At 71.3% G+C, this 23,715-nt stretch carries 23 protein-coding genes; 12 read left to right on the top strand and 11 right to left on the bottom strand.

Features of this window, described 5'->3' with window-relative positions:
- Positions 1–156: 156 nt before the first annotated feature.
- From ACLJQF_RS20955 to ACLJQF_RS20945, 3 genes are read right to left on the bottom strand one after another with little or no spacing between them, the layout of a single operon-like run.
- Complete coding sequence (locus ACLJQF_RS20955; RefSeq protein ID WP_410610875.1) at positions 157–1,296, bottom strand: glutamate--cysteine ligase; 1,140 nt, start codon at positions 1,294–1,296, stop codon at positions 157–159.
- An 11-nt stretch (positions 1,297–1,307) separates the two neighbouring features.
- On the bottom strand, positions 1,308–1,859 hold the full coding sequence (locus ACLJQF_RS20950) for a hypothetical protein (RefSeq protein ID WP_410610873.1): 552 nt from the start codon (positions 1,857–1,859) through the stop codon (positions 1,308–1,310).
- The gene (locus ACLJQF_RS20945; protein WP_410610871.1) at positions 1,856–2,623 is read right to left on the bottom strand and encodes an alpha/beta hydrolase; all 768 of its coding nucleotides are present in this window, start codon (positions 2,621–2,623) and stop codon (positions 1,856–1,858) included. The genes ACLJQF_RS20950 and ACLJQF_RS20945 overlap by 4 nt, the downstream gene beginning before the upstream one ends.
- Positions 2,624–2,835: 212 nt before the next feature.
- Here ACLJQF_RS20945 and ACLJQF_RS20940 point away from each other — a divergent pair, with 212 nt between their 5' ends.
- Together ACLJQF_RS20940 and ACLJQF_RS20935 are read left to right on the top strand one after the other, a co-directional pair.
- On the top strand, positions 2,836–3,597 hold the full coding sequence (locus ACLJQF_RS20940; RefSeq protein ID WP_410610870.1) for a lysophospholipid acyltransferase family protein: 762 nt from the start codon (positions 2,836–2,838) through the stop codon (positions 3,595–3,597).
- 17 nt (positions 3,598–3,614) lie between these two features.
- A complete protein-coding gene (locus tag ACLJQF_RS20935) occupies positions 3,615–4,103 on the top strand; it encodes a polyadenylate-specific 3'-exoribonuclease AS (RefSeq protein WP_410610868.1) in 489 nt (162 codons plus the stop codon).
- A 147-nt stretch (positions 4,104–4,250) separates the two neighbouring features.
- Here the strand turns inward: ACLJQF_RS20935 and ACLJQF_RS20930 are convergent, their stop codons facing one another.
- A complete protein-coding gene (locus tag ACLJQF_RS20930; protein ID WP_410610866.1) occupies positions 4,251–5,342 on the bottom strand; it encodes a 3-deoxy-7-phosphoheptulonate synthase in 1,092 nt (363 codons plus the stop codon).
- Positions 5,343–5,624: 282 nt separating this feature from the next.
- Between ACLJQF_RS20930 and ACLJQF_RS20925 the strand changes: the two genes are divergently transcribed.
- Positions 5,625–6,650 carry a 6-phosphofructokinase gene (locus tag ACLJQF_RS20925; RefSeq protein WP_410610864.1) on the top strand — a complete coding sequence of 342 codons (1,026 nt, stop codon included), beginning with the start codon at positions 5,625–5,627 and terminating at the stop codon, positions 6,648–6,650.
- A 68-nt stretch (positions 6,651–6,718) separates the two neighbouring features.
- Here ACLJQF_RS20925 and ACLJQF_RS20920 read toward each other — a convergent pair whose 3' ends face one another.
- The 4 genes from ACLJQF_RS20920 to ACLJQF_RS20905 form a co-directional block, all read right to left on the bottom strand.
- Positions 6,719–7,555, bottom strand: coding sequence for a CU044_5270 family protein (locus ACLJQF_RS20920; protein WP_410610863.1), 837 nt, complete (start codon positions 7,553–7,555; stop codon positions 6,719–6,721).
- A complete protein-coding gene (locus ACLJQF_RS20915; protein WP_410610861.1) occupies positions 7,548–8,132 on the bottom strand; it encodes an RNA polymerase sigma factor in 585 nt (194 codons plus the stop codon). The genes ACLJQF_RS20920 and ACLJQF_RS20915 overlap by 8 nt, the downstream gene beginning before the upstream one ends.
- Positions 8,133–8,197: 65 nt before the next feature.
- Positions 8,198–9,634, bottom strand: a complete 1,437-nt coding sequence (locus ACLJQF_RS20910; RefSeq protein ID WP_410610860.1) for an aromatic amino acid ammonia-lyase — start codon at positions 9,632–9,634, stop codon at positions 8,198–8,200.
- 34 nt (positions 9,635–9,668) lie between these two features.
- Positions 9,669–10,151: a group II truncated hemoglobin gene (locus tag ACLJQF_RS20905; protein ID WP_410610859.1), complete on the bottom strand. Its 483-nt coding sequence runs from the start codon at positions 10,149–10,151 to the stop codon at positions 9,669–9,671.
- A gap of 67 nt (positions 10,152–10,218) precedes the next feature.
- On the opposite strand from ACLJQF_RS20905, the gene ACLJQF_RS20900 reads away from it, so the two are divergent.
- From ACLJQF_RS20900 to ACLJQF_RS20860, 9 genes are all read left to right on the top strand, one after another.
- Positions 10,219–10,551: a winged helix-turn-helix transcriptional regulator gene (locus ACLJQF_RS20900; RefSeq protein ID WP_410610857.1), complete on the top strand. Its 333-nt coding sequence runs from the start codon at positions 10,219–10,221 to the stop codon at positions 10,549–10,551.
- Between the two features lie 299 nt (positions 10,552–10,850).
- The gene (locus ACLJQF_RS20895; protein ID WP_410610856.1) at positions 10,851–12,074 is read left to right on the top strand and encodes a glycoside hydrolase family 18 protein; all 1,224 of its coding nucleotides are present in this window, start codon (positions 10,851–10,853) and stop codon (positions 12,072–12,074) included.
- Between the two features lie 59 nt (positions 12,075–12,133).
- Complete coding sequence (locus ACLJQF_RS20890) at positions 12,134–12,799, top strand: DUF2461 domain-containing protein (RefSeq protein ID WP_410610854.1); 666 nt, start codon at positions 12,134–12,136, stop codon at positions 12,797–12,799.
- A gap of 93 nt (positions 12,800–12,892) precedes the next feature.
- The gene (pyk, locus tag ACLJQF_RS20885; protein ID WP_410610853.1) at positions 12,893–14,317 is read left to right on the top strand and encodes a pyruvate kinase; all 1,425 of its coding nucleotides are present in this window, start codon (positions 12,893–12,895) and stop codon (positions 14,315–14,317) included.
- Between the two features lie 36 nt (positions 14,318–14,353).
- The gene (locus ACLJQF_RS20880; protein WP_410610852.1) at positions 14,354–15,250 is read left to right on the top strand and encodes an acyl-CoA thioesterase; all 897 of its coding nucleotides are present in this window, start codon (positions 14,354–14,356) and stop codon (positions 15,248–15,250) included.
- Positions 15,251–15,598: 348 nt separating this feature from the next.
- Positions 15,599–16,501, top strand: a complete 903-nt coding sequence (locus ACLJQF_RS20875) for a helix-turn-helix domain-containing protein (RefSeq protein WP_410610851.1) — start codon at positions 15,599–15,601, stop codon at positions 16,499–16,501.
- A 13-nt stretch (positions 16,502–16,514) separates the two neighbouring features.
- Positions 16,515–16,718, top strand: a complete 204-nt coding sequence (locus ACLJQF_RS20870) for a DUF397 domain-containing protein (protein WP_410610850.1) — start codon at positions 16,515–16,517, stop codon at positions 16,716–16,718.
- A gap of 174 nt (positions 16,719–16,892) precedes the next feature.
- On the top strand, positions 16,893–17,102 hold the full coding sequence (locus ACLJQF_RS20865; RefSeq protein WP_410610849.1) for a hypothetical protein: 210 nt from the start codon (positions 16,893–16,895) through the stop codon (positions 17,100–17,102).
- Between the two features lie 61 nt (positions 17,103–17,163).
- Positions 17,164–20,178 (top strand): helix-turn-helix transcriptional regulator, encoded by a 3,015-nt coding sequence (locus tag ACLJQF_RS20860; protein WP_410610848.1) that lies wholly within the window; start codon positions 17,164–17,166, stop codon positions 20,176–20,178.
- Positions 20,179–20,319: 141 nt separating this feature from the next.
- On the opposite strand, the gene ACLJQF_RS20855 is transcribed toward ACLJQF_RS20860, so the two are convergent.
- The 3 genes from ACLJQF_RS20855 to ACLJQF_RS20845 all read right to left on the bottom strand — a co-directional run bounded on the left by ACLJQF_RS20855 (position 20,320) and on the right by ACLJQF_RS20845 (position 23,630).
- A complete protein-coding gene (locus ACLJQF_RS20855; RefSeq protein WP_410610846.1) occupies positions 20,320–21,930 on the bottom strand; it encodes a succinic semialdehyde dehydrogenase in 1,611 nt (536 codons plus the stop codon).
- 102 nt (positions 21,931–22,032) lie between these two features.
- The gene (locus ACLJQF_RS20850) at positions 22,033–22,926 is read right to left on the bottom strand and encodes a hypothetical protein (RefSeq protein WP_410610844.1); all 894 of its coding nucleotides are present in this window, start codon (positions 22,924–22,926) and stop codon (positions 22,033–22,035) included.
- A gap of 86 nt (positions 22,927–23,012) precedes the next feature.
- Complete coding sequence (locus ACLJQF_RS20845) at positions 23,013–23,630, bottom strand: TetR/AcrR family transcriptional regulator (protein ID WP_410610842.1); 618 nt, start codon at positions 23,628–23,630, stop codon at positions 23,013–23,015.
- Positions 23,631–23,715 lie beyond the last annotated feature (85 nt).

Genomic DNA, 23,715 nt, shown 5'->3' with positions numbered 1-23,715 from the left:
AAACAAGGTCACCGTTTGCCGTGGCTGGTGGTCGTGAGTGGTAATTCGGGTTCTAACCCGAATTACCACTCACGACCAGCCGCGGCAGACCGGCGTCCAGGATTGTCCTGGCAGGCTGTCTTCGGCCTCACCGAACAAAGATCTCGCCCTGCAGTACTAGTCCTTCCGGATCCCGTCGCGCATCTCGGCGACCAGCGACGCCGTCACGGCCTTGAGGCTGCCCTTGTGCTGTTCGGCGACCGCGCGCTGCCGCCGGTAGCTCGGCCCGTACCGCAGGATCGTCTCGACGTCGCGCAGCTCGGCCACGCAGTCCAGCCGCCGCGCCACCGGCTCCAGCCGGTCGAGCAGGTCGACGACGTCGTCGGTGACCAGCCGCTCGCGGCCGGCCGCGTCCAGGATGACGATCGCGTCCGTGCCGTAGCGGGCCGCGCGCCACTTGTTCTCCTGGACGTGCCACGGCGGCAGCGTCGGCAGGACCTCGCCGTCTTCGAGGCGCTTGACGAAGTCGTCCACCAGGCACTGCGTCAGCGCCGCGATCGCGCCGACCTCCTCCAGCGTCGGCAGGCCGTCGCAGACGCGCATCTCGATCGTGCCGAGCTTCGGCGACGGCCGGATGTCCCAGCGGATCTCCGAGAAGCTGTCGATCACGCCGGTGGTGAACATGTCTTCGACGTAGCTCTCCAGCTCCGCCCACTTCCGGAACTGGAACGGCAGCCCTGCCGTCGGCAGCTGCTGGAACATCAGCGCCCGGTTCGACGCGTACCCGGTGTCCTCGGCGCCCCAGTACGGCGACGACGCCGACAGCGCCTGCAGGTGCGGCGCGTAGTTGAGCAGCGCGTCGAGGACTGGCAGCACCTTCTCGCGGTGGTCGACCCCGACGTGGATGTGGACGCCGTAGATCAGCATCTGCCGTCCCCACCACTGGGTCCGGTCGATCAGCTTGGCGTAGCGCTCCTTGTCGGTGACCTTCTGCTGGTACCAGTTCGAGAACGGGTGCGTCCCCGCCGAGAACATCTCGACGCCCAGCGGGTCGGCGACGCCGTGCACGACGTCGAGCGAGTCGTTCAGGTCGGCCTTGATCTCGGCGATCGTGTCGCAGACCCCGGTGATGATCTCGATCGTGTTGAGCAGCAGCTCCTGCTTGATCTTCGGGTGCTCCGCCTGCCCGTCGGGCCGGACGGCCTCGAGGATCTGCTCGGCCACCGAGGACAGCTCGCCACTGCGGCGGTCGACCAGGCCGAGCTCCCATTCCGCGCCGACGGTCGATCGCCGCGAAGGACTGAACTCGATGCGCATCGCCGTTCGGGTCAGACCTGGGCGCCGTTGCTGGGGTCCGCGCCTGGCGGCGGCCCCTGGCGCACGCGGAGCAGCAGGAGCGCGATCGCCGTCGCGAGCGCGAGGATGCCCAGCGGCGTCGCCACCGTCGGGCCGACGCCGATCGCGCCGGGCAGGATCAGCAGGAACAGCCCGGCCAGGAACAGCAGCAGGATGAGGAACGCGCCCAGCTTCGGCCGGGGCAGCGGCGGCGGCTCCGGCGGGATGTAGTGCTCGTCGTCGCCCGCCGGGTCGTCGGAGAACATCGTGGCGTCCCACGACGTGCCCCCGGACCGCCAGCCGGGCTCCGGCGGAGTCTCCACGGCCGGCGGCTCGACGGGCCGCCGGGGCGTCTTGCGCGACTCCGGCTCCGCGCCGGCGGCGCCCGCGGTGTCGGCCGTGCCTGGAGCGTCCGCGGTGCCGGCGGTGCCCGCAGTGTCGGCAGGGTCGTCTTCCGGGAGCCCGAACCCGTCGGCGCGCAGGTCGGCGACGATCTCGGCAAACGTCGCGTCGACGTCCTCCGGCCCGTCCTTCCCCCGGCTCATGCGGTCTCCTCGGGCTGGGCGGCGTGCGCCTTCGCGAACTCGACGCTGCGGGTGAAGATCACTTCGGCGTCGTTGTCCTGGGTCGCCACGTGGTAGCTGTTCTCGAGCACGACCTCGGTGACGTCGGTGCTCGAGACCCCTTCGAGCACCAGCTGCGAGTTCACCGGCTCGACGACGTGGTCGATCGACGAGTGCAGCAGCAACACCGGCTGCGTGACCTTGCCCAGGTCGGCGCGCACGACCGCCCACAGCTTCGCCAGGCTCGCCGCCGCGCGCACCGGCGTCCGCGGGTAGGCCAGCTCCGTCTCGCCCGGCTTCTTGATGTCGTTCGCGATCGCCGGCACCGACGGCACGACCCGGCCCAGCACCGGCAGCAGCCGCGTGTCCCACTTCAGCCGCGTCACCGACGGGTTGACCAGGACGATCCCGGCGATCCGGTCGCCGAACTCCTCGGCCAGGCGCAGGGTGAGCGTGCCGCCCATCGACAGGCCGCCGACGAACACGGTCTTGCACGTCGCCAGCAGCGCGAGCAGGGCCTCGCGGACGGCGCCGTACCAGTCCTCCCACGTCGTGCGGTTGAGGTCCGGCCAGCGGGTTCCGTGGCCCGGCAGCAGCGGGCAGCGCACCGTGAACCCGGCTCCGGCCAGGTGGTCACCCCAAGCCCGCATGCTCGCGGGAGTACCGGTGAACCCGTGGCAGAGCAGGAACCCGGTCTCGGCCGAACCGGTGTGGCCGAACGGTTCCGCGCCGACGAGCACGCCCATGCGATCGCCTTCCCTGTGAGCGGTGGACCCGTCCATGCTCTCACGCCCGGCGGACCTTGTGGGGGTCCGCCCGGGCCCGGAATTCGCTGTGAGATCGATCGCTGCCGAAGTGGTAACCGGGTGGTCTGCGTTGTGCGGCGGCCGCCGGTGTTCGTAGGCTGTTCGTCTCGGGTGGACAGGGGCTGCGGCTGCGATGGAGGACTGAGACACCGGTGCTGTACTGGCTCATGAAGTGGGTGTTCCTCGGACCGCTGCTCAAGACGCTCTGGCCGACCAAGGTCGTCGGCGCGGAGAACATCCCCGAGACGGGTGGCGCGATCCTGGCCGGCAACCACCTGGCGGTCGCGGACTCGTTCTTCATGCCGCTGCGGGTCAAGCGCAAGGTGACCTTCCCGGCCAAGTCCGAGTACTTCACCGAGCCCGGGTTCAAGGGCCTGCTCAAGAAGTGGTTCTTCACCGGCGTCGGCCAGTTCCCGATCGACCGGTCCGGCGGCAACGCCGCCCAGGCCGCGCTCGACACGGCGACCCGGCTGGTCCGCGAGGGACACCTGCTCGGCATCTACCCGGAGGGCACCCGCTCGCCGGACGGACGCCTGTACAAGGGCAAGACCGGCGTGGCGAGGATCGCCCTGGAGTCCGGCGGTGTCGTGGTCCCGGTGGCGATGGTCGGCACGGACAAGGTCAACCCGATCGGCTCGAAGATGTGGTGGCCCCGCCGCCTCGAGGTCCGCTTCGGCAAGCCGCTGGACTTCTCCCGGTACGAGGGTCTCGCCGGCGACCGCTTCATCGAGCGGTCGATCACCGACGAGATCATGTACGCCCTGATGGAGCTGTCGGGCCAGGAGTACGTCGATATTTACGCGGCGAAGGCCAAGGAACTGCTGGCGGCGGAGGCGGCCGGGATCAAGCCGAAGGTGCCCGCCCAGCCCGTTGCGCGCGACGCGGCCCGGGTGCCGGATACCAAGGTCGGTTGACCCACTACTGTTCACCAGTGCGTTTTTTCTACGACACCGAGTTCATCGAAGACGGCGTGACGATCGATTTGGTGTCGATCGGGGTGGTGGACGAGCGGGGCCGGGAGTTCTACGCGGTCTCGACCGAATTCGACCCGGCGAAGGCGGGGCCGTGGGTCCGCGACAACGTCCTGGACAAGCTGCCGTCCCCGGCCGACCGGGCGTGGCGCAGCCGCGAGAAGATCCGCACCGACCTGCTGGAGTTCTTCGGCAAGCCCCCGGGCGGCATCGAGCTGTGGGCCTGGTTCGCGGCGTACGACCACGTCGCGCTGGCCCAGCTGTGGGGCCCGATGCCCGCGTTGCCCCGGCAGCTGCCGCGCTTCACGCGTGACCTGCGTCAGCGCTGGGAGGACGCGGGGAAGCCGAAGCTCCCGGTGGCCCCCACCGACCAGCACGACGCGTTGGCGGACGCCAAGCACAACCTCGCCCGGTGGGACGTCATCGAGAACTACTTCCCGCGCCGCTGACCCGCCCCCGAACATTGCGAATGACTCATTCGGGACCTCGCACGTCCCCAATGAGTCATTCGCGACGTCCGGACCTGCCGCAGACCCCGGAACTGTCGGGGGTCCCCGGTAACGTAAGAACCGGGGGACCCCCAGGCCGGGGACCTCTCAGCGGCGCGCCCGCACCGCCGAGGCCAGCTCGTCCAGCAGCGGCGCGGTGTCGTCCCAAGCCAGGCACGCGTCGGTGATCGACTGCCCGTAGGTCAGCTCCTCCGCGCGCCCCAGCGAAAGCTCCTGCCGGCCGCCGGCCAGGAAGCTCTCCATCATCAGCCCCGCGATCCCGCGCTCACCCGACGCCAGCCGCGCGGCCAGCTCACGCACCACCGCGCCCTGCCGCACCTCGTCCTTGCCGCTGTTCCCGTGCGAAGCGTCGATGATCACCCGCTCCGGCAGCCCCGACTTCGCCAGCCGCGCCAGCGTGTCCGCCACCGTGGCCGCGTCGTAGTTCGGGCCGGCGTTGTGGCCGCGCAGGATCACGTGGCAGTCCGGGTTGCCCGACGTCGTCAGCAGCGCTGCCAGTCCGTCGGTGTTGATGCCCGGGAACACGTGGCTCGCCGCCGCCGCGCGGGTCGCGTCGACCGCCACCTGGACGTCGCCCTCGGTCGAATTCTTGATGCCCACCGGCATCGACAGCGCGCTGCACAGCTGGCGATGCACCTGGCTGGCCGCCGTGCGGGCGCCGATCGAGCCCCACGTGACGATGTCCGCGATGAACTGCGGCGTGATCGGGTCGAGGAACTCGCACCCCACCGGCAGGCCCAGCTCGGAGACGTCGAGCAGCAGCTTCCGGGCCATCCGCAGGCCCTTGTTGACGGCGAAGGTGCCGTCGAGGTCCGGGTCGTTGATCAGGCCCTTCCAGCCCAGCGTGGTGCGCGGCTTCTCGAAGTACACGCGCATCACGATGTGCAGTTCGCCGCGCAGCTCCTCGGCCTTCGCGGCCAGCCGGCGGGCGTAGTCGAGGGCGGCTTCCGGGTCGTGCACCGAGCACGGGCCGACCACGACGAGCAGCCGGTCGTCGCGGCCCTCGAGGATGTCGACCGTCTCGGCGCGGCCGTGGCGCACCACCTTCGCGACGGCGGCGTCGACCGGATGGTCTTCGCGCAGCATCGCGGGCGAAATGAGCGGACTGATCGACGTGGTGCGCGCGGCATCGAGATCACTGAGGTCACCGATGGTGGCCGGTCCGGCGGAGAGCGTCATGGCGGGGGTGTTCCTTCCTGGTGGACACCGACCCGCGGGGGACTCGCCGAGCCGGTTCGAAATCCGGCTCGGGGTGGGAGGTCAGCGCAGGTTCACGCCGCCGTGCCCACCCGGGGCCGGCTTCGTAAACCAGAAATAGCGCTGCACGGCGCCAAGGTAGCACAGGCCGGGCGGGGACCGATCCGGCAGGTGGTACGGCCTGCACCGATCAAGACGCGAGCCGCTACTCTGGCGGACGACGAAATGTGACTGTCATCTCCCGAGAACAGACGGAGGCTTCTCATGCGTGTCGGTGTGCTGACCGGCGGCGGCGACTGCCCGGGGCTCAACGCGGTGATCCGCGCGGTGGTGCGCAAGGGCATCGAGGTGCACGGCTGGGACTTCGTGGGCTTCCGCAACGGCTGGAACGGCCCGCTGACCGGCGACAGCCGCCCGCTGGGCCTGAACGACGTCGAGGACATCCTCACCCGCGGCGGCACCATCCTGCGGTCCTCGCGCACGAACCCGTACAAGGTCGAGGGCGGCGTCGACAAGATCAAGCAGGTCCTGGCCGAGCAGGGCGTCGACGCGCTGATCGCGATCGGCGGCGAGGACACCCTCGGCGTCGCGAAGCGGCTGACCGACGACGGCGTCGGCGTCGTGGGTGTACCCAAGACGATCGACAACGACCTGGGCGCCACCGACTACACCTTCGGCTTCGACACCGCGGTCTCCATCGCGACCGAGGCGATCGACCGGCTGCACACCACGGCCGAGTCGCACCACCGGGCGCTCGTGGTCGAGGTCATGGGCCGCCACGCCGGCTGGATCGCGCTGCACTCCGGCCTGGCCGGCGGCGCGAGCGTGATCCTGGTGCCGGAGCGGCACTTCAACGTCGACCAGGTCGTCTCCTGGGTCGAGCGCCGCTTCGAGAAGGAGTTCGCGCCGATCATCGTCGTCGCCGAGGGCGCGCTGCCCGAGGGCGGCGAGGAGAAGCTGCTGACCGGCGAGAAGGACGCCTTCGGGCACGTCCGCCTCGGCGGCATCGGCACCTGGCTGGCCGACGAGATCGCCCACCGCACCGGCAAGGAGTCCCGCGCGGTCGTGCTGGGCCACGTCCAGCGCGGCGGCACGCCGACGGCCTACGACCGCGTCCTGGCCACCCGGTTCGGCCTCAACGCGGTCGACGCGGTCGCGGACGGCGACTTCGGCGTCATGGTCGCCCTCAAGGGCACGGACATCGTCCGCGTGAAGCTGTCCGAGGCGACGGCCGAGCTGAAGACGGTCCCGGCCGAGCGCTACCAGGAAGCCGAAGTCTTCTTCGGCTGAGCCAAGGTTCGTGAAGGCCACCTTGAGGAACTACAAGTTCCTCAAGGTGGCCTTCACGTCTTTCCGGGTCAGGGCCGCTGCCGCACCGAGTCGACGATGCCCTGGCTCACCACCGCGCCCATCCCGGAGCCGAGGTAGGCGAAGGTGACCGGGTCGAACAGGAATTCGTCCTGGTTGCCGATCCCGTGCTCGGTGGTGCTGTTCCAGGTGATGCCGAAGACGGTCCGGCCGGTGGCGTCCTTCGCGTCGGGGCGGGCGACCAGGCCGGGCACCTTCGCCACGGCCTCGTAGAGCGCGGCCCGCACCGCCGGGCGCAGGTGGCCGCCGGCCAGGTCGACGACCTCGCGACCGAGGTCGTGCAGCGTGTCGCCCTCGCCGTAGGTGCTCTTGTGCAGGTAGGCGAGCATGGCGTCGGCGTCCGTGGGCAGGTCCGCGGGGGCGGCCGGGTGCGGCACGCACCGGCTCTTCCCGCCGCGGCAGCCCGCGACGAAGGTCTCGTGGCCGAAGACGAACGACAGCCCGTCGTGGGTACCGTCCACCGACGCCCACGTCTCGTTCTCCCGGCCGTCCGCGAGCCGCGTCTTCGTGTACACGAACTGGTCCGGCCGTGGGGTGACGTCCGGCAGGGCGCGCGCCTTCGCGGCCGCGGCGTGCAGGATGCGCACCGGTTCGGGCTCGGGAGCCGGGATGGGCCGGGCGATCTCGTCCGCCGGTGCGAGCACGACGACGGCGGCGATCGCCGCGGCGAGCCCGGCCGCGGTGACCCCGCCCCACATCGCGCGCCGGTGCCGCGGCCGGAGACGAGCCGCGGCGGCGAGCAACTCGGCCCGCTTCCGGGTCAGGTCGTCGCGCGCCGGTAGCTCGGCGGGTCCGGCGAAGTCGCGCAGCAGTTGCAGCTCATCCATGGTTCGAGACCTCCTCGGCGGGCGCGTGCCCCAGTTCCGCGCGGACTTTCCGGCGAGCCCGGTTCAGGCGCGACCGGACGGTGCCGACCGGAATCGCCAGCGCGGCCGCGGCTTCTTCGTAGGCCAGGCCTTCCCAGGCGATCAGCAGCAGGACGTCGCGGTCCCGCCGGGCCAGCCCGGCCAGCGCCCCGGCCAGCTGCTCGTTCATCGCCTGGGCCGTCACCCGCTCGGCGACCCGGTCGGCGTGACCGTCCTGCTCGGCGGGCGGCCCGAGAGCGGCCCGCAGCCGGTATTCGCGGGCCTCTTCGCGACGGCGTTGGCCCACGAGGTTGGTGGCGATGCCGTAGAGCCACGGCCGCGCGCTCGGGAACGCCGGGTCGTAGCGGGCGCGTCCGCCGAACGCGATCAGGAACGTCTCGCCCATCAGGTCGTCGGCGACCTGGCCGCCGAGCCGCCGGGCGAGGTAGCGATGGATGTGCGGGGCGTGGCGGTCGAAGACCACCGCGAACCGCTCGGGGTGCCGGAGCGACGCGGTGATCACGTCCGCGTCGTCCCCGGCTTCACCTGGTGAACTCATGAACCGCCTGCCTGTCGTGAGGCCATCTGCCCCGTTGTTGGCGGAACGGGCGGATCGAGTTCACGCTAGATGCGGGCCAGCTCCTCCAGAACGCCGATGGCGGCGGCGATGTCGTCGGTGAGCGGCCGGTCGTCGAGGCTCTCGTCCAGCACCTCCGACGCTGCGTCGAACGCGTCCCGCACCGGCAGCTCCACCAGGTCGGCTTCCCGCATCCGCAACGCACGCACCGCCGCCACCAGCTCGCACGCCAGCACCTGCTGGTAGGCCGAGCACGCCGCCGTCGCCGCGCGGGCCGCCTGGGTCGAGAAGCTCGCGTGGTCCTCGATGCCGCGGGACACCACCGCCGTGCCGAGCGTGGCCGGGAGGGCCGCCTGCCGCAGTTCCGTCAGCGCGTCGTGCGCCACGTACTCCAGGATCATCACGCCCGAGCTGCCCGGCGGTCCGGCCGCGAGGAACGGACGCAGGCCGGTGAACTCCGGCTCCACCAGGTCGCCGAGCCGCGCCACCGACAGCTCCGCCACCTGGTGCACGGTCGCCCGGGCCTGGTCCAGCGCCGTCGACACGTATGCGGTGTGGAAGTGCGCGTGGTGGTAGGCGTCGTTGTGGACGGTCGAGATCATCGGGTTTTCCGTGCTCGCGTTGATCTCGACGGCGAGCACGTCCCGCAGGTAGTGGATCGCGTCCAGTGCCGGGCCCTGGACCTGCGGGAACGCCCGCAGCCCGAACGGGTCCTGGATCCGTCGCCCCGGCTTCGGCGTCTGGTGCATGCCCAGCAGCCGCCGCATCTCGGCCGCGCAGGCGACCTGCCCCGCGTGTGGACGCGCTTCGTGCACCGGCGTCGCGTACGCCTCGGGGTTGCCGTCGAGGGCGACGTACGTCAGCGCCGCGATGGCGTGGCTGGCCCGGGTCAGCGTGTTCAGCCGCATCGCGGCGAGGGTCGCTTCGGCGAGCGTCGCCGCGTTGCTGCTCATGAACGCCAGCGCGTCCCCCGCCCGGACCGCCACCGGCGGCACGTCGCCGATGACCCACGGCCGCTCGCCGGTGAGCGCCAGCGCCGCCTCGGCGAGCGGTGCCAGGTCGCCGGTGCCGATCGCGCCGAGCCGGTGCACCAGCGGCAACGCGCCGGTGCGGACCGCGTCGGCCAGCGCGCCGATCAGCTCGGGGCTGATCCCGGACCGGCCGGACAGCAGCTGGTTGAGCCGGATCAGCAGCATCGCCCGCACCTGACCGGGCGGCATCTCGTCCCCGCTGCCGCCCGCGTGGCTGCGCAGCAACCGCAGGCCGTGCTCGACGGAGCTTTCGACGGTGTCGTCCTTGTTGGCCCCGACACCGGTGGTCCGGCCGTAGACCACCCGCCGGGTGCTCAGTTCTTCGGCGAGTTTCCACGCGTGCTCGGCTCCCCGCAGCGCGGCGATCGAGACGTCGATGCTCAACGGTCCCTCGGTGCGCGCCGCGGTCACGACGTCAGCGCACCGCAGGGTCCGACCGTCCACCCGGATCAAGGGCAACCCTCCGTTCGGTTGCCCTACTATGCGGCTAGGGCGACGGCGGCTGCCAGGGCGGTACCGGCCAGTCCCACTGCGGGACCGGTTCGTGCAGGTTCGGCTCGGCGCCGGGCGCGGAGAAGACGACGGCCAGCCGGCTGCCCCATTCGAGGTAGCCGGCGAAGGCGGCGCGGAATTCGGGGTCGCCGGGCAGGCCGGCCTCGTCGGCGGCGTCGAGCAGCAGGTTCACCCACCGGCGCCGCTGCTCTTCGGTGATGCCGCGCCCCAGGTGGCGCCCGACCATGTGGGCGTGCCCGCCGTGGCTCGCGGAGTACTCGGCCGGCCCGCCGAAGACCTCGCCGAGCCACACCGCGACGTGCTTCGGGTGGTCCGGGTCCATGCCGCGGAAGACGGGTTCGAGCAGCGGGTCTTCGAGGACGTGGCCGTAGAAGACGGTCAGCAGCTTCACGAGAGCTTCGTGGCCGCCCGCCCAGTCGTGGAGGGTGGGGGTCGGCGGGGTTTCTGGCACGATCACCGGACCAGGCAACCAGTGGTTCTCCGGCCGGGCAACCACGTACTTTCCGGTACGTAGGGGGAGCGGGATGAAGCGGTACCACTGCGCGACGGAACTGGCGGTCGACCTGGTCGGCGGCAAGTGGAAACCGGTGATCCTGGCCCACCTGAAGGAGGGCGCCCACCGCTACGGCGAGCTGCGGCGCCGGATGCCGGGGGTGAGCGAGAAGATGCTGACCCAGCAGCTGCGCGAGCTGGCGGCGGACGGCCTCGTCCGCCGCGAGGAGTTCGACGGCCGCGTCCCGCACGTCGAATACCACCTGACGGAGGTGGGGGAGGAGCTGCGCCCGGCGTTGACGGCGCTGTACGAGTGGGGCGAGCGCCGCGCGGCCGAGCGCGGCATCACCTTCGACCCCAGCTGATCCGAGCGCGCCTGACCCACCGTCTTGAATGACTCATTCCTGGCGTCCCACGCCAGGAATGAGTCATTCAAGACGTTCCGGAGGGCGTCGGCCAGGCGCCGGCCTCGGCAAGGGGCCGACCGACCGCTCGCCGTCGCGCAGCAGGTCGAGGATGGTCCGTCACCGGGCATATTCCGGTCGAGGAATGTAGCCCCGGCATGGTCTGAACCATTGACCTAGTGGTCTAGTCCACTTACGGTAAGTGTGGTCCACACCACTCCGGCACCGGTGCCGTGAGTAATTCCCCGGAGGGAGAACGCATGTCCCGTTTCCGCAGGAAGAGCTTCTCGGCCCTGCTGGCCGTGGCGGCCGCCGCGGGCCTCGTCGCGGGCGGTGCCACCGCCCCGGTGGCCACCGCCGCGACCGATACCGCACAAGCTTCCGTCGGCAAGGTGGTCGGCTACTTCACCGAATGGGGAGTCTACGACCGCAACTACCACGTCAAGAACATCGAGACGTCGGGCTCGGCGAGCAAGCTGACCCACATCAACTACGCGTTCGGCAACGTGACGAACGGCGGCTGCGCGATCGGCGATGCCTACGCCGACTACCAGAAGACCTACGACGCCGCGGGCAGCGTCGACGGCGTCGCCGACACCTGGGACCAGCCCCTCGCCGGCAACTTCAACCAGCTCAAGAAGCTCAAGGCCAAGCACCCCGGCCTGAAGGTCATCTGGTCCTTCGGCGGCTGGACCTGGTCGGGCGGCTTCGGGCAGGCGGCGAAGAACCCGGCCGCGTTCGCGAACTCCTGCTACAACCTGGTCAACGACCCGCGCTGGGCCGGTGTCTTCGACGGCATCGACATCGACTGGGAGTACCCCAACGCCTGTGGCCTCTCGTGCGACACCAGTGGCGCGGCGGCGTTCAAGAACCTGCTCCAGGCGCTGCGCGCCAAGTTCGGCTCGAAGCTGGTCACCGCGGCGATCACCGCCGACGGCACCAGCGGCGGCAAGATCGACGCGGCCGACTACGGCGGCGCGGCGCAGTACGTCAACTGGTACAACGTGATGACCTACGACTACTTCGGCGCCTGGGCGGCCCAAGGCCCGACGGCCCCGCACTCGCCGCTGACGTCGTACTCGGGCATTCCGACGGCCGGCTTCTATTCCGACGCGGCGATCCAGAAGCTGAAGAGCAAGGGCGTCCCGGCGAGCAAGCTGCTGCTGGGCATCGGGTTCTACGGCCGCGGCTGGACCGGCGTCACGCAGAGCGCCCCGGGCGGCACGGCGACCGGCCCGGCGCCCGGCAAGTACGAGCAGGGCATCGAGGACTACAAGGTGCTCAAGACGTCCTGCCCGGCGACCGGCACGGTCGCGGGCACCGCGTACGCCAGGTGCGGCAGCAACTGGTGGAGCTACGACACCCCAACGACCATCGCCGGCAAGATCTCCTACGCCAAGACCCAGGGCCTGGGCGGCGCGATGTTCTGGGAGCTCTCGGGCGACACCACGAACGGCGAGCTGATCACCGCCGTCGCGAAGTAGCACGGTTCCCACGGGGGCACCGGCAGAACTTGTCGGTGCCCCCGTTTATCGTCGCGGGCGTGACGTTCAGCGGATTCGGCGAGTACGCCGTCGACTTCTTCGACGGCCTGGTGGAGGACAACTCCAAGCCCTACTGGGACGACCACGTCGAGACGTACAAGTCCGACGTCCGGGCCCCGATGGAGGCGCTGCTGGCCGAGCTGGCGCCCGAGTTCTCCGACGGCTTCGGCGAGCCCAAGGTGTTCCGCCCCTACCGGGACGTCCGCTTCGCCAAGGACAAGACGCCGTACAAGACCCACTGCGGCGGGGTGATCGAGCAGGGCCGCGGCGGCGGCGCCTACTACGTCGAGGTCGGGCCGGACGGCCTGCGCGTCGGCGGCGGGTGCTTCCACCTCGAGTCCGACCAGCTGGCCCGGTTCCGGACGGCCGTCGACACCGAACTGCACGGCGAGGCGCTGCGGAAGACCCTCGCCAAGCTCGAGCGGGCCGGCTGGGAGGTCAAGGGCGACCGGCTGAAGTCGAAGCCCCGCGGGTTCGACGCCGACCACCCGCGCATCGACCTGCTGCGCCACCGCTCGGTGTACGCCGTGCGCGGCTGGGAGCCCGACGACGTCCTGCACGAGCGGGGTGCCCTCGACCGGGTCCGGAAGGCCTGGCGGCAGCTCCGGGAGTTCAACGAGTGGGCCCGCGACCGGGTCGGGCCGAGTGAACACCGGCGTCGCTGAAACCGAACCTGACCAGGCAGGCTTCTGAACACTTTCTTGAACATTCGGGATCGGTACAGACGAACGCGCGATGAGGGACTACGCTATGCGGACGTGAGCCGACGCGCGAAGATCGTTTGTACCCTGGGCCCTGCCACTGCAACGCCCGAGAAGATGCGGGCGCTCGTTGATGCGGGCATGGACGTGGCCAGAATGAACTTCAGCCACGGCAGCCACAGCGACCACAAGCAGGTCTACGACCTGATCCGGGCCGCGGCCGCCGAGAGCGGCCGGGCGGTCGGCATCCTCGCCGACCTGCAGGGCCCGAAGATCCGCCTCGGCACGTTCGCCGGCGGGCCGGTCGAGTGGCACAACGGCGACATCGTCCGGATCACCGTCGAGGACGTCGCCGGTACCCACGACCGCGTCTCGACCACCTACAAGGGCCTGGCGAGGGACGCCAAGCCCGGCGACCGCCTGCTCGTCGACGACGGCAAGGTCGGCCTGGTGGTCAAGGGTGTCGAGGGCCAGGACGTGGTCTGCGAGGTCACCGAGGGTGGCCCGGTCAGCAACAACAAGGGCGTCTCGCTGCCCGGCATGGACGTCTCCGTCCCGGCGCTGTCCGAGAAGGACATCGAGGACCTCGAGTTCGCCCTCGAGCTGGGCGTCGACTTCATCGCCCTGTCCTTCGTCCGCTCGCCGGCCGACATCGACCTGGTCCACCAGGTGATGGACCGCGTCGGCAAGGGCCGGCTGCCGGTCGTCGCCAAGATCGAGAAGCCGGAAGCCGTCTACAACCTCGAAGCCATCGTGCTGGCGTTCGACGCGGTGATGGTCGCCCGCGGCGACCTCGGCGTCGAGCTGCCGCTGGAGCAGGTCCCGCTGGTGCAGAAGCGCGCCATCCAGATCTGCCGCGAGAACGCGAAGCCGGTCATCGTCGCGACGCAGATGCTCGAGTCGATGATCAACAACTCCCGGCCGACCCGCGCCGAGGCCTCCGACGTCGCGAACGCGGTGCTCGACGGCGCCGACGCGCTGATGCTGTCCGGTGAGACCTCGGTCGGCCGGTACGCGATCGAGGTCGTGGAGACGATGGGCCGGATCATCGAGGCGGTCGAGACCGACTCGCCGGTCGTCCCGCCGCTGACGCACGTCCCGCGTACCAAGCGCGGCGTCATCTCCTACGCCGCCCGCGACATCGGCGAGCGGCTCAACGCGAAGGCCCTGGTGGCGTTCACCCAGTCCGGTGACACCGTGCGCCGCCTGGCCCGGCTGCACACGCGGCTGCCGCTGCTGGCGTTCACGCCGGAGGAGAGCGTCCGCAGCCAGCTTTCGATGACCTGGGGCACGACCACCCGGATCGTGCCCTTCGTGGACTCGACCGACCAGATGATCCAGCAGGTCGATCACGCGATGCTCGAAATGGGCAAGTACCAGAAGGGCGACCTGGTCGTCATCGTGGCCGGTTCCCCGCCGGGCACCGTCGGGTCGACCAACCTGATCCGCGTGCACCGGCTCGGTGAAGACGACCACGCTTGAGAGACCGACCGCTCAGTATGCACGTATGGTCCTGCCATGACTGAAATGGCCAGGACGGCCGCCACCGAACCGGAACTGTCCGGTGGCGGCCAGCCGGTGCTCGACCGCCTGATCGCGCTGCTCGACCTGGAAAAGATCGAAGAGAACATCTTCCGCGGTGTCTCGCCCGCCCACTCGCCGGTGCGGGTGTTCGGCGGGCAGGTCGCCGGCCAGGCGCTGGTCGCGGCCGGGCGCACGGTCCCCGAGGAACGCCGGGTCCACTCGCTGCACGCGTACTTCATCCGCGGCGGCGACCCCAGTGTGCCGATCGTGTACGAGGTCGACCGGATCCGCGACGGCCGGTCGTTCACCACCCGCCGGGTGGTGGCCATCCAGCACGGCAAGGCGATCTTCTCGCTTTCGGCGTCGTTCCAGACGGACGAACCGGGCATCGAGCACGCCGAGGTCATGCCGGAGGGCGTGCCGGCGCCGGAGACGCTGCCGACGCTGATGGAGCGCGCCGAGGGCTACGCGATCGGCGCGCACGCCCGGCCGCGGCCGATCGACCTGCGGTACGTCAACGAGCCGCCGTGGGTCACCCGGGAGACCGGCGAGCGGCCCGCGCGCAACCAGGTGTGGATGCGCGCCGACGGGAAACTGTCCGACGAGCAGCTGCTGCACGTCTGCGTGCTGACCTACGCCTCGGACATGACGCTGCTGGATTCGGTGCTCGCCCGCCACGGCGTCTACTGGGACACCGACAAGGTGCTCGGGGCCAGCCTCGACCACGCGCTGTGGTTCCACCGGCCGTTCCGCGCGGACGAGTGGTTCCTCTACGACAGCGCCTCGCCGACGGCGTCCGGCGCCCGCGGTCTCGCCACCGGCCGGTTCTTCGCGCAGGACGGCACGCTGATCGCGACGGTCGTCCAAGAAGGACTCCTGCGCGTCTTGTGAGGTTCGCCGGGAAATCACCCTCACGGGCGACTAATAGCTCGAATATCCGTCGCCGGAAAAGGGCATTCGACCCGGGTGAGGGGGCCGGGACCGATCGGGGGACGGTCCCGGACCCCTCCGGGTGACGATCGCGCGGCATTCCGCGCGGTCATCGTCTACCCTGCTCAGAGGCCGGTCGTAGCCACGGGTGGCCGACTGTCAGGCGCCCGCCGCAGTGCAGGGTGCGAGGATACAAGAGCATTCTGCAAATTGCAGATCCGGCGCCGGAATCGACTCTCGTTAATGCTCCACCGACTCCGCGCCCGGATGGTTGGATACAGGTAGCACTCGACATCCGGAGGTGCCGCGATGGCAAGGGGACAGAGCCCCACGGTTCGCCGACGGAGACTCTCGGGCGAGCTGCGCCGGCTCCGCGAGGCCGCGGACCTCACCATCGACGAGGTCGGCGAGAAGCTCGAGTGCTCCGCCTCGAAGATCAGCCGCATCGAGACCGGCCACGTCGGGGTCACCCCGCGTGACGCCCGGGACATGCTGGCCCTCTACGGCATCACCGGCGACGAGCAGGAGGCGCTCGTCCAGCTGGCCAGGGAGGCCCGCAAGCGCGGCTGGTGGCACGCGTACAACGAGGTCTTCACCGGCACCTTCGTCGGGCTCGAAGCCGACGCCAGCTCACTGTGCGCGTTCCAGGCCCTGCTGGTGCCCGGGCTGCTGCAGACCGAGCGGTACGCCCGTGCGGTGATCCGCGCGCTGCGACCGGATGCCGACGACGCCGAGATCCGCCGCCGCGTCGCCGCCCGGATGGCCCGCCAGGAACTGCTGTCCGAGACCCCGCCGCCGGAGTACTGGGCGGTGATGGACGAGGCGGTGCTGCGCCGCGTGGTCGACAGCCCCGAAGTGATGGCCGAGCAGCTCTACCGGATGGTCGCCGTCGCCGAGAAGCCGAACGTGACCGTCCAGGTCGTGCCGTTCGGTGCCGGCGCGCACCCCGGTATGGAAGGTCCCTTCCTCATCATGGGCTTCCCCGAGCAGGCCGACCCGGACGTCGTCTACGTCGACGACAGCACGTCCAGCGGCCTCTACCTGGAGGAACCCACAGACGTGCGGCGCTACGGGCTGATGTTCGACCATCTGCGCGCCGCCGCACTGAAACCGGACGACTCGGTGGACCTCATCGCCGAGGCGGCCGGACGGTTCGCCGAACAGGCGGCCGTACCGGGTCCGGTGCACCATCCGGAACCGAGGACACAGTAAGGGAGTGGGGACCATGGAAGCAGAACTCTCCGGGGCGCGGTGGCGCAAGAGCAGCCACAGCGGCGGCGGCAACGACTGCGTCGAAGTGGCCTTCGTCGCCGGCGGCGCCGCGGTGCGCGACTCGAAGGACCCCGAAGGGGGTGCGTTCCGCCTGCCCGCGTCGGGTTGGCGGGGGCTGCTGGCCGCGGTGCGGACCGGCGGCCCGGCGCAGGACTGAGTCACTCAGGAACAAGGCGCTTGAAGAAGACCCCTTACCCCCGCCGAGCTGGGCTCGACCGGGAGTAAGGGGTCTTCTTGCGTCCATCCCTGCGTGATCACCCGATGCCCGGGGTGCTCCCTCAGGACGAACCTGAGTCCTACCAACCGGAGAACCCAGGGACAGGGGAACACGATGCACAGCGATCTCATGCTGGACGCGGTCCGAGCCGAAGCGGCGTACCGGGCCGAGGAACTGCGGAAGGCCGGGCGCAGCGTCTGGGCCGCCCGCGCCCGCCGCGTCGTCCGCCACGTGCGGGCCGCGCGCACCGACGTCGAGGTACCGGCGCAGGAGCGTCGCGAAGGCGCGCGGGAGACCGCGGACGCCGCCAAGACCGCCCGGTAGAGGGCGGGTAATGGTGTCCAAGGCGATAAGCGGTCGGAAACTGTCGGGGGTGTGAGACAGAATGCTCCTCGTGCCCCGACTCGGCTCCGGAATCCCGCTCGTCGCCCGTACCCACGAGATGCGGCGGCTCCGCGCCGCCTTCGCCCGGGCAGATCGGGGCGAAGCCGGCGCGGTGCTGCTCTCGGGGGACGCCGGGGTGGGCAAGACCCGGCTGCTGACCGCGCTCGCCGAGCACGTCGCGGCGTGCGGTGCGCTGGTGCTCACCGGCCGCTGCATCGACGTCCGCGAGGGCGGTCTTCCTTATCTTCCGTTCGCCGAGGCGCTCGCCCCCCTCGGCGCGGCGACGGACGCGGTGCTCGCGGCCGCGGTGCGGGCCCGGCCCGCGCTCGGGCGGCTGCTGCCGCAGGGGCAGGGGCTGGAGGAACCGCGGACGGCCGAACACCCCCCGATGACCTCCAACGACCGGGAGACCATGGTGCGTCCCCGGCCGGAGCAGGATCTCGGTCAGCTGCAGTTGTTCGACGCGGTACTGGGGGTGCTGACCGAGATCGCCGAGTCGCGCCCGGTGGTGGTCCTCCTGGAGGATCTCCACTGGGCCGACGCGTCGACCCGCAACCTGCTGTCCTTCCTGCTCAGCAGGTTGCGGGCGCAGCGGCTGCTGGTCGTGGGCAGCTACCGCGAGGAGGACGTGCACCGGCGTCACCCGCTGCGCGGGGTCCTCTCGGAGCTGGTCCGGCTCGCCACCGTCGAGCGCGTCGACCTGCAGCCCTTCGGCGCGGCCGATGGCCGGAAGTTCGTCGAGGCGCTGGCCGATGAGCCCTTGCCGTCGGACGTCGTGGCCGACATCGTCACCCGCTCCCAGGGCAACCCGTTCTTCGCCGAAGAGCTGCTCGCCACCAAGACCGAGTGCAACGACCTGCCGGCCGGGCTGGCCGAAGTGCTGCTGTCCCGGCTCGAGCGGCTCTCGCCGGACACCCGCCGCGTGGTCCGCGTGCTCTCCGTGGCCACCGAGCCGGTGATGCACGCCGCGCTCGCCGCGGTCTGCGGGCTGGGCGAGCTCGAACTTGACGAAGCGCTGCGCGAGGCCGTCCAGCACCACGTGCTGGTGGTGCTCTCCGACGGCTCCTACATCTTCCGGCACGCGTTGCTGCAGGAAGCGGTGTACGGCGATCTGCTGCCGGGGGAGCGGTCGCGCACGCACGCGGGGTATGCGGCGCGGATCAAGGCGCGGCCCCAGGGCCGCGGCCACGACGCGAAGCTGGCCTACCACTCGATGCAGAGCAGCGATCTGGCCACCGCGTTGCCGGCATTGCTGCGCGCGATGGACGAAGCCGAGAAGCTCGGCGCGCCCGGGTCGGCGCTGCAGCACGTCGAACAGGCACTGTCCATCTGGGACGCCGTCCCGGTGGCGGACCGGCCGGACGGGTTCGACGAGCTGAAACTGCTGTACGAAGCGTCGTACTTCGCGGGGACGTCCGGCGAGCCCGAGCGAGCCGCCGCGTTCGCACGCTCGGCCACCCAAGCACTGACCGCCGACATCCCGAACGACCGGGCCGCGAAGGTGTGGCGGCGGCTGGCGGACGCGCTGCTCGCCTTGGAAGGCACCCTGGACGAGGCGGTCGCCGCCATCGACCGGGCCTGGAACCTGGTGAAGGACACCGATCCCAGCTCGGCGCGCGCGTGGGTGCTGGCCAGCCGGGCCGGGTTCCTCCGGATCCTCGACCAGCCCGAGGCGGCGCTCGACAGCGCGCTCGCCGCGGTCGCCGACGCCCAGGCCGTGGGCGCGACGGGGGCCGAGGCGTCGGCGCTGGTCACCCTGGGCACGCTGGCGGATTCGCGGGGCGACGCCGCCGAGGCCCGGGAGCGGCTGCGCCAGGCGCAACGCAAGGCGCGCGACGTGGGCGCGTACAACACCGAGATCCGCGCGACCTACTTCCTCGCGCTGAGCCACGACGACCAGGGCGAGTTCGCCGAAGCGCTGGAGCACGCCTCGCACGGCGTCGCGCGGGCCGAAGAAGCCGGGCTGAGCTGGAGCGTCTACGGACTGGAGCTGCGGGCGCGGCAGCTGATGCTGCGTTATCTGATGGGCGACTGGCCGGACGAGAGCGCCGGGCGTGCCGGGCGCGGGGTGTCCAGCGCGGTCGCCGCGCGGATCCTGGCCATCTGGTCGCTGTTCGTCGTCGCTCGCGGCCGGTTCGACGAGGCCGCGAAGCAGCTCGGCGGGCTGCGGCAGCACTGGGCGGCGGACATCCAGATCCCGTTGTCGGCCGGAGGTGCGGCCATCGAACTGGCGTACTGGCGCGGCGACCACGCCGAAGCCGTGCGCCAGGCCCAAGACCTGATCGGCTGGCTGGAGCGGATCGAACCCGGACTGCTGGCCGGTATCCGGGTAGCCGCGCTCGGCGTGTCCGCCGCGGCCGAGCTGGCCGCCGGTGCCCGCGTCCACGGTGACCAGGCCGCGGCCGAAGCCGCGGTGGCGGCCGGCGAGCGGTTCCTGGCGCACGGCCGGATGTGCTCGGTCGTCGGCCAGCCGCGCTCCGGGAAGCTCGGTCCGGAGGGCCGCGCGTGGCTGGCCCGCCTCGAGGCGGGCGCGAGCTGCCTGGCCGGTCGTGGCGACGCGGCGAAGTGGGCGGCCGCGGCGGAGGCGTTCGGCTACGGCGCCGTCTACGAGCAGGCAATCTGCCGCTGGCACGAAGCCGAAGCCCGGCTGGCCGCGGACGCCGACGCGAGCACGTCCCTCGAAGCGGCCCACGCGACGGCGGTCCGGCTGGGCGCGATCCCGCTGCGCGACGCCGTCCGCGACCTCGCGCACCGCGCCCGGATCGAGCTGGCGGGCGTCGAACCGGCGGCCCCGGCCCGCACGGTCACCAACCCGCTGACCGACCGCGAGCGCGACGTCCTGGAGCGCGTCGCCCTCGGCCGCACGAACCGCCAGGTCGGCGAGGAGCTCTACATCAGCGAAAAAACAGTGAGCGTCCACCTTTCCCGCGTAATGGCCAAACTGGGCGCAAGCCGCCGCGCGGAAGCAGTCGCCATCGCCTACGACCGAGGCCTCCTCACCGCCCCCACCGCGTGATCAGAGGGTCAACTCACGTGATCGAGAGGTCGACACGCGTGATTGAAGGGTCGACACGGCTGAGCCTGCGGGGTTCGCCGTGTCGACCCTCAAATCACGAGTGCTGACCCTTCAATCACGTGAGTTGACTCTTCGATCACGTCAGCGGGGGAGACGGCGGAGGGCTTTGAGGCCGAACGTCATGCCGCGGGACCACAGCGAACCCGGGATCGCGCGTGGTGGGCGCAAGGGCAAGCCGCGCTGGAGCGCGATCGACTGGGATTCCGTGTACTTCAGCAGGCCCTCGGCGCCGTTGCGGCGGCCGACGCCGGAGTCCTTCATCCCGCCCATCGGGACGCCGACGCTGCCGAACGTCGCCGCGTAGCCCTCGTTCACGTTGACCGTCCCGGCCTTCAGGCGCGCCGCGATCTCCCAGCCCGCGCGGCCGTTGCGGGACCAGACGCTGGCGTTGAGCCCGAACGGCGTGTCGTTGGCCCGCTCGATCGCGTCGGTGACGTCGGTGTAGCCGTAGATCGACACGACCGGCCCGAACGTCTCCTCCGCGAACGGCAGCATGTCCGGGCTGACGCCGGACAGCACCGTCGGCTCGTAGAACAACGGGCCGAGGTCGGGCCGCGCCCGGCCGCCGGTGAGCACCGACGCGCCCTTCGCGCGGGCGTCCTCGACGTGCGCCGACACCGCCGCGAGTTGGTCTTCCGACGTCAGCGAGCCCATCTGGGCGTGGTAGTCCAGCGCGCCGCCGAGCCGCAAAGCCGCAGTCCGGGTGACGAACGCGCGGGTGAACTCGTCGCGGATGTCCTCGTGGACGTAGATCCGCTCGACCGACACGCACAGCTGCCCGGCCGAGGAGAAGCACGCGGTCACCGCGCCGGCCGCGGCCTTCGCGACGTCGGCGTCGGGCAGCACGACCATCGGGTTCTTGCCGCCGAGTTCCAGCGAGTACGACGTCAGCCGCTTGGCCACCTGGCCGGCCAGCTCCTTGCCGGTCGGCGTGGAACCGGTGAAGCACAGGTAGTCCGACTCCTCGACCAGCGCGGTGCCGATCTTCGAACCCCGGCCGAGCACGATCTGCCAGGTCCCGGCGGGCAGCCCGGCCTCCTCGGCGAGCTCGTGCAGCCACAGCGCCGAAAGCGCGGTCTGGTTGTCCGGCTTCTGCACGACGGCGTTCCCCGCGGCCAGCGCGGGCAGGACGTCCATCGCCGTCAGGGCCAGGGGGTAGTTCCACGGCGAGATGATCCCGACGACGCCCTTGGGGTGCCGGATCTCGCCCGCGCGGGTCAGGCCGGGGATGACGCCGGCGACGCGGCGGGGCGCGAGGAGCTTCGGGGCATGCTTGCCGTAGTAAGCCGCCACCAGCGCGGTCGCGCTGACCTCGTCGAACGCGTCGAGCCGCGCCTTGCCCGCTTCGACCTGCACCAGGTCGAGCACCTCGTCCTGCCGGGCGAGCACCAGGTCGTGCAGCCGGGTGTGGACGCGGGCGCGCTCGGCGGGGGAGCGGTCCGCCCAGGCCCGCTGAGCCTTGCGCGCGTCCGCGAACACCGCGCGGACGTCGGCGTCGGTGGCCTGCGGGAGCGTCGCGATCGGCAGCCCGGTGAAGGGTGCCCGCATCCGGATCGGGGCGGAGTCCGCGCCGCCCGTCACGCGGGCGACGAGCTGGGCCGCCCGCGCCGAGCCCGGCGCCCCGGCGACGCCGCCGACGGTCGATGGCAGCGAGGTGTCTCCGACCGCGTTCGCGGGGGTCGTGCTGGTCATGACGTCTCCGTTCCGCGGAGTCCGCGCGACGCCGCGCGGAGGTTACCGACGAGTACACCATACCGTCGGTACGTCAGCTGTCCAGCGTGATGTGAATATGATTCACGTATTGGGTGGGTGCAGCGGCGGCAGCTGGTAATTCGGCTCGGTCGGCTCCTGCTGGGCCGGGTGCGGCTGGGCCTGCGTGACGCCGCCGTAGGGATCGCCGGGTTGCTGCGCCGGGAACGGCTGCGACGCCGGCCCGCCGTACGGGGGCGGCGGCTGCGCACCGGTCTGCGGCGCCGGGGCCTGTGCGGGGAACGGCTGCGACGGCGGATATCCCGGATAGGGCTGCGCGAACTGCTGCGGCGGCACCGGGTACGGCCGCGATGGCTGCTGGTACGGCGGCGGCCCGGCCGGGGCCGCGACGGGCGCCCGCCGCTCGGGCAGCGCCGCGAGGACCAGCGCCATCAGCGCGATCAGCCCGCCGCCGAGCAGCAGCCAGAACCCGGTCCCGGTCGAGTAGTGCGACTTGATCGTCCCCTCGTCCGACTCGTAGCTCATCGTCGCCGAGACGTCCATGCCGAGCATCCACACCGCCGCGACCACCCCGGCGGCTCCGGCCACCAGAGCCGTCCGGGCGCCCGAGCGCACGCCGGGCCTCGCCGTGCGGCGCACGGCGGCGAACGCCAGCCCGGCTCCGGCCAGCAGCACGACCGCGCCGGCGGTGAGCGGGATGCCGTACCGGGCGACGTGGGTCTGGTCGTAGAACTTCTTCGCCGCCTCGCTCGGCTCGACGGGGAACGAGCGCGACCAGGCGCTGATCGTCTGGCTGCTGTCGGTCTTGCCGTCCAGCACCTGCTCGAACGACGTCTGCGGCAGGAACGACCCGGCGATCACCACCACCGCGGCGAGGGCGCCGAGGATGCCGGCGAGCAGCCGGAAGAACCCGCCCGGGTCGGCCGGCGGCGGGGCGGGCGGCGGGCCGTAGGAGTAGGGGTACGGGGCGGCGGTCATCGGAACTCCCCTCGTTCGGGAGGGGATTGGACCACGAAATCGGCCTGCGGGATAAGGGGCAAAGCACCCTGGCGGTGCCGCACTGGTCAGCTCGGTGCAGTGGTGGCGTCCTGGTAGAGCAGGACGGCGATGCGCTTCCACTCCTCCAGGAGCTGCCGGCGCCGGTTCGGGTCGCCGCCGAGCTCGGCGTCCAGCGCCAGCCCGCGGGTGAGGTTGACGGTGAGCCAGAACAGCATTTCCGCGCGTTCCGGCGGGAGCTCGCCGGCGACCTGGGTGACGTGTTCGAGCGTGGCGCGGCCGAGCGCGCGGTCGACCGGGCGGATGGCGGCGCGCAGCTCGGGATCGGTGCGGGCGGCGACCCACAGCTCGGTGACGGCGGTCGAGAGCGTCCCGGAGTAGCCGGCCCACAGCAGGTCGATCGCCGCGGCGACCCCGCTGCCGCCCCCGGGCAGGTCGTCCAGCGACGCCGCGAGCTGACGGCGCAGCTTCGTCGTCAGGTGCTCGACCGCGGCCGCCATCAGCTCGGCCTTCGCGGTGAAGTGGTGCTGCACCGCGCCCTTCGACACCCCCGCGCGGGCGCAGATCTCCGGCACCGAGGTGCGCGCGTAGCCGACGTCGACCAGGCAGTCGATGGTCGCGTCGAGCAGTGCGGTGCGGGTCTGCTCGCGCCGCTGTGCCTGGGTCCGGTGCGTCGTCTCGGTCACCGCGGCCTCCCTGCTTTACCTGCGACCGGTACGGATGTACATTCCGAGCAGAACTTACATGCTGATCGGAATGTTTTCCAGCAGG

Source organism: Amycolatopsis sp. lyj-109 (genome assembly GCF_046548995.1).
Classification (GTDB): domain Bacteria; phylum Actinomycetota; class Actinomycetes; order Mycobacteriales; family Pseudonocardiaceae; genus Amycolatopsis.
Note: the sequence above shows the minus strand (reverse complement) of the source record. Positions and strands in the feature narration are given on the sequence as shown.

Excerpts from the sequence above, each read along its gene's own strand:
- ACLJQF_RS20870 (WP_410610850.1), top strand. The coding sequence starts at position 16,515 with ATGGAAGCAGAACTCTCCGGGGCGCGGTGGCGCAAGAGCAGCCACAGC.
- ACLJQF_RS20855 (WP_410610846.1), bottom strand. The coding sequence starts at position 21,930 with ATGACCAGCACGACCCCCGCGAACGCGGTCGGAGACACCTCGCTGCCA.
- ACLJQF_RS20880 (WP_410610852.1), top strand. The coding sequence starts at position 14,354 with ATGACTGAAATGGCCAGGACGGCCGCCACCGAACCGGAACTGTCCGGT.
- ACLJQF_RS20860 (WP_410610848.1), top strand. The coding sequence starts at position 17,164 with ATGCTCCTCGTGCCCCGACTCGGCTCCGGAATCCCGCTCGTCGCCCGT.
- ACLJQF_RS20955 (WP_410610875.1), bottom strand. The coding sequence starts at position 1,296 with ATGCGCATCGAGTTCAGTCCTTCGCGGCGATCGACCGTCGGCGCGGAA.
- ACLJQF_RS20925 (WP_410610864.1), top strand. The coding sequence starts at position 5,625 with ATGCGTGTCGGTGTGCTGACCGGCGGCGGCGACTGCCCGGGGCTCAAC.
- ACLJQF_RS20850 (WP_410610844.1), bottom strand. The coding sequence starts at position 22,926 with ATGACCGCCGCCCCGTACCCCTACTCCTACGGCCCGCCGCCCGCCCCG.
- ACLJQF_RS20895 (WP_410610856.1), top strand. The coding sequence starts at position 10,851 with ATGTCCCGTTTCCGCAGGAAGAGCTTCTCGGCCCTGCTGGCCGTGGCG.
- ACLJQF_RS20875 (WP_410610851.1), top strand. The coding sequence starts at position 15,599 with ATGGCAAGGGGACAGAGCCCCACGGTTCGCCGACGGAGACTCTCGGGC.
- ACLJQF_RS20920 (WP_410610863.1), bottom strand. The coding sequence starts at position 7,555 with ATGGATGAGCTGCAACTGCTGCGCGACTTCGCCGGACCCGCCGAGCTA.
- ACLJQF_RS20945 (WP_410610871.1), bottom strand. The coding sequence starts at position 2,623 with ATGGGCGTGCTCGTCGGCGCGGAACCGTTCGGCCACACCGGTTCGGCC.
- ACLJQF_RS20950 (WP_410610873.1), bottom strand. The coding sequence starts at position 1,859 with ATGAGCCGGGGGAAGGACGGGCCGGAGGACGTCGACGCGACGTTTGCC.
- ACLJQF_RS20900 (WP_410610857.1), top strand. The coding sequence starts at position 10,219 with ATGAAGCGGTACCACTGCGCGACGGAACTGGCGGTCGACCTGGTCGGC.
- ACLJQF_RS20915 (WP_410610861.1), bottom strand. The coding sequence starts at position 8,132 with ATGAGTTCACCAGGTGAAGCCGGGGACGACGCGGACGTGATCACCGCG.
- ACLJQF_RS20865 (WP_410610849.1), top strand. The coding sequence starts at position 16,893 with ATGCACAGCGATCTCATGCTGGACGCGGTCCGAGCCGAAGCGGCGTAC.
- ACLJQF_RS20930 (WP_410610866.1), bottom strand. The coding sequence starts at position 5,342 with ATGACGCTCTCCGCCGGACCGGCCACCATCGGTGACCTCAGTGATCTC.